Genomic DNA, 13,382 nt, shown 5'->3' with positions numbered 1-13,382 from the left:
TATTTAAGAATGAACTTGAAAACTACGCTGAAAGAACCAATATGTTCCTAAAGTCGCAAGTAGAAACAATAAAGATAAAATAACACGTTCTTTGAATTTAGGTTTGATTTTTCGAAACAAACACCAAATCATTCCAAGAACAAGACTGATTAAAATCAACTGACCTATTTCCACACCTAAGTTAAACCCAAGAAGTGGAATTAATAAATGATCCCGATCTAGACCAGTCTCGAGTAAAAATCCTGCAAACCCAAAACCGTGAACCATCCCAAAAGCAAGAGTAGTAATTCCCAAATACAAACCTTTTGATTTCGAATCCGTTATATACCGATTGAAAGACAAATAACAAAAAGTGAAAAAGGACATTCCTATATATGCAAATAAAATGTGAGTTTCTCGGATCTGTAAACTCCAAACGATCCAACCTACTATCAAAGGAACAGAAGCGACCCAAAAAGAAATTTGATTCCGGCTTTTTTCCACACCTAACACTGATTTAGCGGCAACAATTAAAATTGTAAGTCCAATAAATGCTTCTATACCCGAGGTATCTGGTTTGATTTTATTTAACGTTGCGATTGAAAGAGTAAAACTATGACCCAAGGTAAAACCTGTAATCGAAAGTAAAACTTCCTTCCAATGTTTAGAAGCTAAAAGAACTGCTAATAAAAATACGATGTGATCAATTCCAGTCCCAATGTGTTCAATCCCTGCAAATACAAACCCAAAAAAACCAGAAGACTGAGAAGCAGATTCTTTTTTAAAACTCCACTCGGTTCTTTTAGATTGAAATAAATTTTCAGAGATATTCCCGTCTTCGAAACTCAATCTGGAATAATGAAGATGAGAAGGAGCATAAAATCCAGTATAAATCATAAAATCCGGAGGTGAATTTTCACATTGGAAAATCATTTCCAGTCGTATAAAAGCCGAATTGGACTTTAAAGGACGAATCGGTGTGGAAAGAAAACATTCCTTATTTTCAGAACGAACTACAATATGAGGCCGAATATAAGAAGCGAAATGATCTGATAAGTCTCCAGTTTCTCCTTCTAAAAAGGGAACTCGAGTAACTTCCCGAATCGGAATCGTTATTACACCGCTAAGAATATTTTTATCTATCTTCCAAACCGAAAAAGACTCACTCCTATTGTGAGAAAAAATTTCATTTGAAAAAAATAATATAATAATAAAATAAATTATTTTCTTCATATTTTATTACTCTGAACTAGGTAGGCTTTTTTTATTTTAGATTTTGCCTTTAACTTGTCTAAATATTCTCTTAAAGTCCTGTCACCCTTTTCCTGAATGTAAGACGCTTCCACTTCTTTCTTTACGGAATCAAAATCAGGCGTAGAACCTGGCTCCAAAACAAATACCTTGACTACAAAAAATTTTTCTCCCGATTTTATCGGATCAGATACTTCTCCGGATTTTAAATTTCCCAAAGCCAAAACCACATCCGGACCTAAATAATCCAAAAGTTTACGCAAAGGTAATAATGTATTTGGAATATAATATACATTAGGTGCCATTGTTCGTCCGGCTTCTCTGAGTTCTTTTGAAATCCGAGTGGCGGAAACTTCATCTGATTGTTGATAAACCATCACTTGATAACGAGACGTTTTTAAAAATTTATCTCGGTTTAATAAAAAATAAGACCTAAGTTCTAAAACGTTCGGTTTTTCAGAAACATTTTCCGAAATGATGGATTGAATGACAGCTCTCACGATAGAAGCCCTGATCAAACGATCTTCTCTTGCAAAACCTAACTCCAATCCCCTTTGTACCAATAATTCCTCTTCTATCAGTCGCTCCAATACGTTGGCGCGAGCTTCTTCCGTAATCGGATTTTTGCTATCGGAAGAAAGAGCAGTTAACGTTCTAAAATATTCATCTTTTTTAATATAATTTCCGTTTACTTCCGCAACCGTATCGGAAAGTAAAATTTCCCTTTCTGGAAACAATAAACCGATAAGAGCGAGTAAAAAGCCGAACAATGCCCCAGCGCCTAAAAAATACTTAGGCCCTATAACTATATTTTTCCCAAAAAACATTTTACTAAATTTCCCAAAGTTAGAACTCGACAATCATAGTTGTCAGAATCTAGCCGATTTAGAACAAATTCATTTTTGTTTCGGCTGAGTTAGATAAATTGGAGAAGACCAAGCCCGCTCTTCTACGTCCGCCAAACAATCGTCATTCGGATCGGTGCGATAATCTCCGTAACAAGGTTTCACTTTGATACAACGTCCTTGTTCGTCGTATTCACAACGTAGTTGCCCTCCGTTTACCGCTGGAGAAACTTCTTCAATTGCCCTAACGTAATAAACCGCGTCCCTTCCCAAATCGGAATAAGTTGTGTCTTGAAATTCAACTTCACAACCGGATGGATCGGGTTTACAACGAAACGTTTTCCAAGGATCTTGAATCAATTTGGAAACGGACTCGTTCGAAGAAATTTGAGGAAGGATTCTAACCACTTCGATTCTAGTAATTTTTTTTCTTTCCGAAGAAGGATGATAACATTCTCCTTTACAAAGTCTTTGTAGACGTTCGGCTCCAATTCCAGAAACACTTTTATCTGGACAACCTGGCTTTTGTTTAAATGCTCCTACAGCGCGCACTTTGAAAGTTGGATTTTGAGAAAAAGAAATCTCTGAACCCATAGGTGCTACAATTTCTGATTTTTCTCCCAGAGAATTTTTCAAATCAAACCAAAGTAAAATTCTATCTCCAGAAGTTGCATAGACTTCTTTTCGATTTAGAGAATCCCAGACCGAATCTCTATCCCTACCTTTAGAATGAACTGCAACCAAACCTCCGGTAAAAAAGAAAGAGGCCTGTCTTTCGTTATCCATGATTTCAAAAGGTCCCAGACCTTTAGGACTAAAAGGTATTGATTTAGAGACGGGTTTTTTTCTATTTTTTGCAGGCTCCATCATACCAAATGCGTTTGGTTTTTCTGGACCAGACGCTTCCGTCAGCCCCTTTCTCCAATATTCTTTATAACCGTTACCCGCTCTCGCAGTATGTGAATCGCTGGAACCTATAAAACCGAAACGAAAATTTCTGGGTTTATGAGGATTATCAAAATTAGTAATTGCTAATGCATATTGAACCGAATTACCCGGCCTATAATTGAACGCAGGTAAAAAACAATCTGGACATTGTCCTGAGTTTCCCCAATCATCTAGATCGGCTCCGGGAACAGTATTAAATCCGGACACACCTGCAATTGCGTGATTTTCTCTTGCGATAGATGCTTTCTCATCACATTCTTTTGCAGAATCACCTTCTTTTAAACATCTTGCTCGAATGATTTCTCCCGCTCTCCAACAAGAAGGTTCAAAACCTAAAGAAGGTTCGTTACAAACTGGTTTGCCATTTCGATCAATACTTACTTCTTGCCAAGGACGATATTCCTCAGAGTTGCCATGTCCTGAATAGATTTCGACTAACTTTTGTACGTCTTCGTTATGATCCTTTCCTTTTAATTGTTTATCATAAGTAATTCCGGGTGGTGTATAAAATCCCCAAGTATTACCATGAGGAATTACTAATGTAGGTATATTCCATTGTTGTAATTTTTCAAAAAGTTCGGCGGGAGTCGCGGCCCATTCGGTACAATCCTTTGGAAGTTCTTTAACATGAACTCCTGAAGGACAATGTTTATAAGAAAGACGATCTGTGACAAAATCCGCAAAATCGTAATATGCCTGTCTATTTCCTCCAGGCGCGACGATTTTTAAAATATTTCTCATCAAAAAAGGAGGACCCGAAAAAAGTTCTGTATAAGGACCAGAAGCCGCGACAGTTCTTGCAGGTACCTTATCCTCGTCAGTGTCTTTAAAGATTACGTTTCTATGTCCGTAATGACTTTCTACAGTGGTTCCCATTTGGGTCCATTCCCAGCCTAAGAAAGAAACCATATCCGGATTTTTAGGATCTCCTGCACTAGCATTACATTGGCGAATTAGATCTTTTTCTTCCTGCCATTGTTTTGGTGTTAAACCTTCTGCGTGATCGTTGATAGACCAAAAATCCAAAGCGGAACAATATCTTGCATAGTCACAAGCGTCTTTAGGTGGATGAGCGCCTTCTCCGTTGAGCATGGGTAAGCTAATTGCATAAGCGTCCATGGAGTATGTAGTATGTACGTGCAAATCTCCAAATAAGATTTGTTTCGATTGTGTCTGAGTCTGATTTTCTAAAACGACATCGGGATTTTTAGATTTTGGGGAAGAAGGATTACTAAACCAACCTTCGTTCCAAGTATTAACCGTAAAAATAAGTACAATCCCAATCAAAAATACCAACTTCAGAAAATTTTTTTTTCTCATTTCATTCTCCATTTCTTCGCCTGGGATGGTTTTGACAATATCAAGACCCAGAAATCAGGGACAGACTGGAAAAGTAGGGATAAAAAAGCAAATAATTTCTATTATAACATACAAAAATATCAACATATAAGAAATATATATTGATAAACGGAAGGCATTTTCAACTATGGATTGTATTATTTGTTATAATGGATAAAAATTATTCCTATTTGAAATTGGGTCTCTACAAAAGATTCTCCACCGACAAACGAAGAAAATATCCGTTTTTTAAAGAGATCTTATGAGAATTCTATTCAATCGAATCCAAAAAAGCACACTTCCAATCTTTATCGGTCTGGGAGTTTTTATTTCTTTTCCATCCCTCTGGGCAGTTGCAAGTAACAGTAGAAATGCGATTAACGCAAGATACGAAGGTATGGCCGGCGTTAACTTTGCGTTAGGCGGCTCTCCTATGGACGTTGCACTCAATCCCGCAAATTTATATTTAATGAAAGGAAAAAAAATAGAATTCGGCTTAGGAATGTCGCACGCCCAAATAAGACTGAAGGATCAGTTTTTAGATTCGGACCCAAGTTTAAATTATACGAATTCCAAATCTAGAACCGGAGCAGGTGCAGCTCCATACATGGCAGTTAAACTTCCAGTAACGGATACGATCGACTATGGATTTGCGGCGTATGTGTTCGGAGTTGTAAATGGGGCCGCGGAAAAAATCAACCGTAATACACCTACAGGAGAAACCGTAAATCAATGGGCGGGTTTACCTGGTATTTTTGGAGATGGTAAAAGAATCCAAGAGACTACCGAAAATCAGGGAATTTTTATTAAGGCTGTAAATGGTTTATCTATTAAGTTTGGAAATCTTTCTTTAGGCGCTAGTTTAGAATTAAACTATGGTGCTCAAAATCGCAATATAAGATATTACGACGCCTTTGGAATTCGGGAAATTCCTGGACAGGGATTTCATTACGAAAGCAGAAAGAACGCTCTTGCATTGAGCGGAATTATAGGTTCCAATTATACGGTTACAGATTGGTTCAGAATTGCATACGTATATCAATCGAGCGCGAACTTTCCGTTTGATGGTAGTTATACGATCGGGGTCAATGATCCTACCTATTATCGATCTACAGGAGTTTCCTATAATTTCCGTTCGCCGGAGAAACACGGTCTTGGATTTGCAGTTGGTCCAGAAAATCTAAAAGTAGCGATCGACTTTCTTTACATAAATTATGGTTCCTACTTAAAAAACGCCCGACAAAATTTAGAAGATCCTTGGTATCCTAATCCTCAAGGACGAAGTTCAGAAACAATTGCACATTTGAATTATCGAAATCAATGGGCGGTGTTAATCGGACTCGAACATAAAATTACAAAAGAATGGACCTATCGTTTCGGATATAGTTACAATTCTCCGATTGTTTCCAGTAACGCTTTAAACGGAGCACAAGGGATCTTATTAACTCTCAACCACGTAATTGCAGGAGGATTTAGTTATTCTTCCGGACCTTGGAGTTTTGACTTTGGAGCAAGTTGTTTTATTCCCGGAAGACAAATCGAAGGTGGTAAAGATACAGACTGGGCAATAAGTCACGGAATTTTTGGTCCGAACAACCAAAACAATATCGTAGGATATTCTTACAGTGCCCAAGCGCTTCATTCGATTGGAATCAATTTTGGTGTAACTCGTTCTTTTGATTAGTCGCGAGAGTTTTTACATCTTTTTCGATGAACTACAACTTTGTGTTAGTTCCCACAAGTTCCGAGTTTTTATTGTAAAATCTCGGGCTTGCGGTAGTTCCCACAAAACCGTCTCCTACAAGAATGATTTGTAAATTTTTGAACCGTTTTTTGTATAAAGAAACCAGCAAAAATTCCTACATTTTAAGTTTTACTAATCTCTATAAGATTAAGTATCGTAAAACGCTGTTTCAGCACAAAACATTAGAACTTTATGATATAACTCTGAGTAGGAAGACAAAAGGATACTTTTAAAAATCTAAAAAGAATCATCATCCAAACAAATTTCCGCATAAGATCTTCGTTTTGTAGCCTTCACAAAAATTTATTTTATAAATTCCTTTTCATTTTAAATTCATGTAAGAACTATTACATCTTTCGCACAAATCAAAAGAACGTTCTTAAATATATTATATTTTTAGAATATACTATTCTAAGGAAAATCAGCAAAGGACAAAAAATATTACTCCTTCTATACAAACGACCAAAAACTATATTAGAGTTGTTGAAAAATTCCATAGCAACAATTAACAAAACGCTTCAATCGACCGTTTCCATACAACGAAAACCCATAGAGAATTAATTTTTCAACAATTCTATTATGTGGATTTACACAAGTATACATATTTTATGTCGAAATAAATTTATATGCGTAATTCAGAATGTAATTTAAAAAATTAGATTCTAGAATTTAAATTATATGAATTACTAAGAAATTATTTTCCACATACCGCTTATACTCTACGACCTTACCACAGACCTAATATAACGTGAAAGGGATTGATACGAGGGAAACTCAGCAGAACACTCGAAGTAATTCAAGACGACATGGTGTATTATATTTCTTTTATACAATTTATTAACCAGAGCTGAGAGTCCGGTCCGGACTGTCTGTGGTAGCCGGATTCACCCAGATTTTTTTACGTCGAACTCACATTAATATACGTGGCTCACCAATCGATCGGAAAGTAATCTTTTAAAAATTTGCCGCACCAATGTTTACCAGTAAGAATTCCGTCAAAAATAGGATCACAAACTCTTGCGGCTCCGTCCACTATATCTAACGGAGGTTGAAAATCATGAAGGTCTTGTTTTTTTTGGGACAATTCTACAGGATCCTCGTCGGTTACCCAACCAGTATCTACTGCATTCATATAAATCCCGTCTTTTGCAAAATCACTCGCTGAGGTATGTGTAAGCATATTCAAAGCGGCTTTTGCCATATTAGTATGAGGATGTCTGTCTTCTTTTTTAAAACGATGGAATTTTCCTTCCATCGCAGAGACGTTTACGATATGTTTTTGACCCGTATTTTCCCTTCGCATAACAGATACGAGACGATTACAAAGAACAAAAGGAGCAACAGAATTTACAAGTTGGACTTCTAACATTTCAGAAGTCTGAATTTCTCCTAATTTCAGCCTCCAGCTGTTTGTTTTTCTAAGATCAATCTGTTGTAAGTCCGCGTCCATTTGACCTTCTGGAAAAACAGTTTCTAACTCAAAAGAATTATCGTGTGAATAGGGAATTTGAGAAAGTTGCGCGGAAGAACGGATTCCAACTCCTGGAATTTTTCCATTCCAACTTACGGGAAGAGCCGTTTCGTTGGCAAGATTCGCCCCGCCAAAAGATTCAAGCTTATCTTTACAATCCTTATGAAGTTTTAAAAGTTGAGAGGTTTCTTTTGGTATATCATGGAAATCTAATGATTCCAATTTCATCAAATGAGAATAAAATCCGGGAGGTCTCCGAACCGTCTGAGCCGCGTTATTAATAATAATGTCTAAACGATCTACGGTTTGTTCTATATAACTCGCAAAAAGTTCCACACTTGGAGTATGCCTTAGATCCAAACCAAAAATTTGAAGACGATCGGACCAGTCTGAAAAATCGTCTTCTTTAGAAAAACGTAATGCTGCGTCCACCGGAAAACGAGTAGTGGCGATTACTGTCGCTCCCGCTCTTAAAAGCATTAGAGTTGACTGATAACCTATCTTCAATCTGGAACCAGTAATCAAAGCGACCTGTCCGTGTAAGGACGCAGTTTGAAATCTTTTTTTATAATTCAGCTCCCCACATTCCGGACACATAGAATCGTAAAAAAAATGAAGACGAGTATATTCCTTTTTACATACATAACAATTACGTGGAGAAGAAAGTTTAGGCGCATTTTCGTTTTTCCAAATATCGGTTTGATCCGAGATTTGAAGAGGAGCTTTAAATACTGGAGTCGTTCGAGCCAATCGAATTCCGGTCGCGGCCCTCGCCTGCCTTTCTTGAATGACAATTTCTTTTCTTCTCGAATGTTTAATTGTTTTATTTCGAATTCTAATTTCGTTTCGATCGGGACGGGAAATTTTTCCGGCAACGATCATCAAAGCGATCCGTTCCTTTTCGGGAAGAGAAGTAAGTAATTGGGGATTTATGGTTAAAATTTCTAAAACTCGAATGCAATTTTTAATTTCTTCAAGAGAAATTTTATTTTCTTTTCGCGGCTCGTTCATATCAATCGTCTCGTTAAAAATACAAACTGAAATCAAAAACAGTTTAAACTTCGTTTAAATTATTTCATAAAAATCAATTCCTAAACAACTTGTATTTCCAAGCTTGGAAATGCAAAAACTATATCTATATTCTACAATCAATTTTAAAAAGATGATTTTTTATTAACTTGAGCTAGATTTAAATAGGTTAGAAAAAGTAGTAACTGATATTCGTAGGAAGTCTTAGAAATTGTAATTTCGAAGTAATTCTCACAAGATAGATTTAATTTATATAGGTTCTCACATTTTTTAAACTAAAAATGTAACAGTAAAAAATCTGTATTTTTTAACAAAATAATAGAGTTGTTGAAAAATTCCATAGCAACAATTAACAAAAGTGCCTCATCGCCTATTTCAATCAAACAGAAACGGATAGGAAATTAATTTCTCAACAATTTTATTGTTCTTCCCTTTCCAAATCTAAAAGACAGAGTTTTCGTAACTTCTTGCAGAAAACCAAATTGCTTCCAGATATCACCATTTAATTTGCAAATAGTTTTCCATACGTCAAAATAGAGTACACAAAATTTTTTCCAGAAACTAAATAAATAATTAAAATATTATAATATATTTATTTTTAATTTTTCTCAAAAACCTACCTCTTAAATCAAGAAAATTTTGGAATTTTAAATCTTACATTTAAAATGTATCTGAAAACTTTGATTTTTATATAAAAATTCTGAGTTGAAAGGTTAGACGTCTTTTAAAATAGTTCCTTATTTGTTTTTTAGTGTATTCTCAAAACCAATTCATATTGCTTATTTTAAAGCCAAAACAAAAAGTTTTTGAGAGCAACTTTAATTACTATTCCAAATACAAATGATATGCGAGCGTCGAAAGTAAAAATGAAAGACATTATCCATTGGTTATCCACTCACGAATCCAGAGCCTTAGAGGCCAAAGAACTGATAGAAATTTTAAGTCGTAAAATGATGGAGGCCGGAATTCCGATCTGGAGATTTTTTACGAGTATCCCCACCATGCACCCAGAAGTGATGGTGAGATCGATCATTTGGACAAGAGGAGAAGAAACTCAAATCGTATTCATTCCACACGATGGCTTACAACAACCGCAATATAAAGATAGTCCGATCTATCTCATCCGGGAAAAACAAATCGATTTTATTCGTTGTAAATTGACCGGCCCAGAAGCAGATCTTTCTTACCCGATCTGTATCGACTTACACGAAAAAGGTGGAACGGATTATTGTATCTTCGCTTCCGTTTTTGGAAATAATACACGAAGTGCCATTTCTTGGAGCACGGACACGCCTGGCGGTTTTACGGATGAACAAATTGATTGTTTAAATTCGATTCGAAGTATTTTGTCTTTACGTTTAGATTTAGAATCCAGAAAATTTTCAATCAATGAACTTTTAGAAGTTTATTTAGGTCCTAACGCTTCTAAAAGAGTCTTATCTGGAGAATTTAGAAGAGGCACAGGAGAAACAATCTACGCGGCAATTCTTTGCGCAGATTTACGAGACTTCTCATTTTTAAGCGAAAATAATCCTCCAAAAAGAATCGTGGAAATTTTAGACAATTACTTTGAACTAACCGCACAACCTATTCAAGAAGAAAAAGGAGAAATTTTAAAATTTATAGGAGACGCGATTCTTGCAATTTTTCCTGCAGAAGTAGATTCGTATAAGGCATGTTTGGCGGCACTCAATGCGGCTCAAAAGATTAAGAATTCCGTAATACGATGGAACGAAGAACATCCGGATTTACAAATTTATCTGGGTATGGCGCTGAACGTTGGAGACGTAGTTTATGGTAACGTAGGTGCAAAAGATAGACTTGATTTTACCGTAATCGGAAACGCGGTCAATCAGGCTTTTCGAGTCGAGTCTTTGTGTAAAGATTTAGGAAAAAATATTCTTGCCACCGAAGAATTTATCCTGAAAGCAGGGAAAGAACTTTTCGAATTTGTAGGAGCTAAACGTCTCAAAGGAATCAGCGGGGAAAGAAATATTTATTCTCCTTTAAGTCAAGAACCTGACCCAAACCCTAGAAATGTAAAGTCATGATATATCTTTTTTATTCTTCCGTTTTTAATCGCAGGTTGCAATCCAAAGTTCCCGCCAAATGCTGAATTGCTCAAAGAATTTCGGCTTGATACCTAATGCCATTGAATCCTTCCTCCAAAATACGAAACATGAAGTAAGTTATAACGCAGATTACTATGAAAATTCTTTCTATATATCCTTATGAAAGCAATCCATTCAAAAAATCAAATATACAAAGTTTATAAGAGAGATATACACTATAACAACCAATTTTTACCGATCTTGTAGACAAATCATAGAGTTTCTTTAAAGTAAAATTAAGTCTTATGGTAAGCGTAAATTACAGTGTGTCCCAAAACCTGCGGAACGACTCGAGATGTTGAGTTTCTTTTGGGACAGGTTCTTATGAGATTTTTGGAAATTCCAATGATTCACTCAAAATACTTTTAATTTTGCCAGCGTCCGCAATATCCCAAATTCGATCCAGGATCAGAACTTCGTCGCGATTATGTAATATACAATAAATAGAATATAATTCTTTAAAAGAATCTCCTGAAGTAGAATCTTCCGCTGTTATAATTATTTTCTCAATGTCTTGTTTGCGTATTTTTTTTCTCCATTGTGTTGGAATCGGAAACGAGTATACGGTGACATACCACATTTCTACTTTTATACGTATAGAATTGAAGGAACGATGAACCGTAATCAAAAAGATTAGCCCGAAAAACAATATACCAGATATTTTCTCATAAGTATAATTGGATCCTTCTATTTCAAACTCGGCTATATCAAAAAAAAATAGCTACTATCGCTAACAAAGAAATAAAAATCCCAATTAAGGAAGTATATTCAAATCGATCGTAAGAACATAGGATCCGTCCTGGCTCTTTTTTTAAGGTTACTTTGTTCATTTTTATGGAACTTCATTAAAAACATAACAGTTAGAGTATTCTTGATTTTACTTTTCCCGAAACGATTCACTTTTTAAGAAAAAATTATTACGCCAAACTAACGTTAATCGAGATTTTAAATGTTATAAATAAAATAATTTATTTTGTGTCAAATATTCAATAAATTATTTTAAAATAAATTTTTGGGAAAAAATAAATAATAATTTGTTATATTTTTAGGAAATATATTTACACATGAATCTTTCATGTTTTCTAAGTCATTTGTGTTTTGCATTTGATTAAAAAACTTGAGGAGTAAATTAACGATTATGAAAATTAAATATAAAATTGCGGTTGTATCAGTATTCACACTGGTATTTGTCGCTTGTTTCAATAAATCATCTGGAGGTGACAACTCTGCTTTAAGTGGCTTAATTTCGCTTATCTCCGACAAACAGACGTTAGGTCCAACGACGTTAAATAGGAATCAACTTCAAAGCATGCAATCAACTTTTCCAGAAGGTTACATGCCGTATATTTTTACTACATCGTCTTTCGGTGTTTTTCACAATGGAAATTTTGGAGGAATATCTGGAGCGGATGCCTTTTGTCAGAGCCATATTCCTTCGAACATTCCTAGTAGAGGAATATACAAGGCAATGATCGTAGACGGAGTCAATAGAGTGGCTACTTTAGTAGGACCGAATTCTACGGTAGGACAAAAGGACTGGGTGTTTCAACCGAACCAACAGTATCGTAGAGCAGAAGACGGTGCAAACGTAATGTTTACAAATAGTTCTGGTATGATCGATTTTCAAAGTGGTAAAAAATTAGAAAATCCATTTACCCAAGTTAAAGAATCCGGGCAATGGACTGCTTTGAATACGAATTGGACGACTTGGACATCTAACGGGTTCCCATCTACTTGTAACTCTTGGAACAGTGGCGCTTTAAATGATTTTGGAATATTTGGAAGTTCAACTAGAACGGATTCAGATATTCTTGCAGCTTTGATTTCTACTAACGAACAGGTTGGAACTTCTTGTTCTCTATCTATTGGATATTATGGCCCATATAATTTAGGTTTGGTTTGTGTGGAACAACCACCACTTCCAAAATATATATTCGTTACTTCTAGTACAGAAGAATGGCACGACGGAAATTTTGGAGGAATTGCAGGAGCGGATGCATACTGCCAGAGTCAAGTTCCTACAAACCTTCCTTCGGGGGGAATATACAAGGCAATGCTCGTGGACGGAGTCAATAGAGTTGCAACGACGATAGGACCAAATTCTACAGTAGGACAAAAAGACTGGGTATTTCTACCGAATCATAAATATATAAGAGACTATGATGATGCGCTCATTATGACTACGAATAGTTCCGGAATGTTTGATTTTACAAATAATAGAGAATTAGAAAATTCATTTTCGCAAATTGCAGCTGCACAATGGACGGGTTTAAATTCAGATTGGACCATTTGGACATCAGCAGGGGTTCCTGGACGAGAACCGATTATTTGTAACTCTTGGACTACTTCTGATAATTCTATTTATGGAGTATACGGCATGTCAAATCGTAAAGACTCAAATGTTCTTAAAGCAGCAGAATCTAATGGACAATTCACAGCGGCTTGTTCCCTTAAATTTACTTCCTATGGTAATTACAGATTAGGTTTAGTTTGTGTAGAACAATAAGAATCTATTTTCTAACCGGGAGATGATTCTTTTAGACTTATCTTTTTTTGATAAGAAATTAAGTTTTGAGATACGCCGTAAGTAAAAAAGAAACCGTTTTTTTATATTCGATTTTGTACAAATATTATAAAGTTTGAATTTTAAAAATGATTTCAATAGA

8 protein-coding genes and 1 pseudogene are annotated in these 13,382 nt (G+C 35.6%); 3 read left to right on the top strand and 6 right to left on the bottom strand.

The genetic code is table 11. The features are described 5' to 3' along the window. Positions 1–3: 3 nt before the first annotated feature. From BW942_RS09520 to BW942_RS09510, 3 genes are all read right to left on the bottom strand, one after another. Positions 4–1,212 carry a HupE/UreJ family protein gene (locus BW942_RS09520; protein WP_000721110.1) on the bottom strand — a complete coding sequence of 403 codons (1,209 nt, stop codon included), beginning with the start codon at positions 1,210–1,212 and terminating at the stop codon, positions 4–6. Then, complete coding sequence (locus tag BW942_RS09515; protein ID WP_000464902.1) at positions 1,209–2,057, bottom strand: peptidyl-prolyl cis-trans isomerase; 849 nt, start codon at positions 2,055–2,057, stop codon at positions 1,209–1,211. The genes BW942_RS09520 and BW942_RS09515 overlap by 4 nt, the downstream gene beginning before the upstream one ends. 69 nt (positions 2,058–2,126) lie before the next feature. Further along, complete coding sequence (locus BW942_RS09510) at positions 2,127–4,355, bottom strand: DUF3604 domain-containing protein (protein ID WP_000426795.1); 2,229 nt, start codon at positions 4,353–4,355, stop codon at positions 2,127–2,129. Between the two features lie 268 nt (positions 4,356–4,623). On the opposite strand from BW942_RS09510, the gene BW942_RS09505 reads away from it, so the two are divergent. Beyond that, positions 4,624–6,045 (top strand): OmpP1/FadL family transporter, encoded by a 1,422-nt coding sequence (locus BW942_RS09505; RefSeq protein WP_001221079.1) that lies wholly within the window; start codon positions 4,624–4,626, stop codon positions 6,043–6,045. A 988-nt stretch (positions 6,046–7,033) separates the two neighbouring features. Here the strand turns inward: BW942_RS09505 and BW942_RS09500 are convergent. After that, a complete protein-coding gene (locus tag BW942_RS09500) occupies positions 7,034–8,587 on the bottom strand; it encodes an SDR family NAD(P)-dependent oxidoreductase (protein ID WP_001983276.1) in 1,554 nt (517 codons plus the stop codon). A gap of 884 nt (positions 8,588–9,471) precedes the next feature. Here BW942_RS09500 and BW942_RS09495 point away from each other — a divergent pair. After that, the gene (locus BW942_RS09495; RefSeq protein ID WP_000651726.1) at positions 9,472–10,656 is read left to right on the top strand and encodes an adenylate/guanylate cyclase domain-containing protein; all 1,185 of its coding nucleotides are present in this window, start codon (positions 9,472–9,474) and stop codon (positions 10,654–10,656) included. A gap of 382 nt (positions 10,657–11,038) precedes the next feature. On the opposite strand, the pseudogene BW942_RS20955 reads toward BW942_RS09495, so the two are convergent. Both BW942_RS20955 and BW942_RS21735 read right to left on the bottom strand, forming a co-directional pair. Further along, positions 11,039–11,546: pseudogene (locus BW942_RS20955) on the bottom strand (hypothetical protein). Positions 11,547–11,715: 169 nt separating this feature from the next. Beyond that, on the bottom strand, positions 11,716–11,970 hold the full coding sequence (locus BW942_RS21735) for a hypothetical protein (protein ID WP_223809842.1): 255 nt from the start codon (positions 11,968–11,970) through the stop codon (positions 11,716–11,718). Here BW942_RS21735 and lenC point away from each other — a divergent pair. Next, positions 11,855–13,222, top strand: a complete 1,368-nt coding sequence (gene lenC, locus BW942_RS09485; protein ID WP_001983274.1) for an endostatin-like outer membrane lipoprotein LenC — start codon at positions 11,855–11,857, stop codon at positions 13,220–13,222. The two genes, BW942_RS21735 and lenC, sit on opposite strands and share 116 nt — an antisense overlap. Positions 13,223–13,382: the final 160 nt, after the last annotated feature.

Origin of the sequence: Leptospira interrogans (assembly GCF_900156205.1) — a bacterium.
GTDB classification, from domain to species: domain Bacteria; phylum Spirochaetota; class Leptospiria; order Leptospirales; family Leptospiraceae; genus Leptospira; species Leptospira interrogans.
Note: the sequence above shows the minus strand (reverse complement) of the source record. Positions and strands in the feature narration are given on the sequence as shown.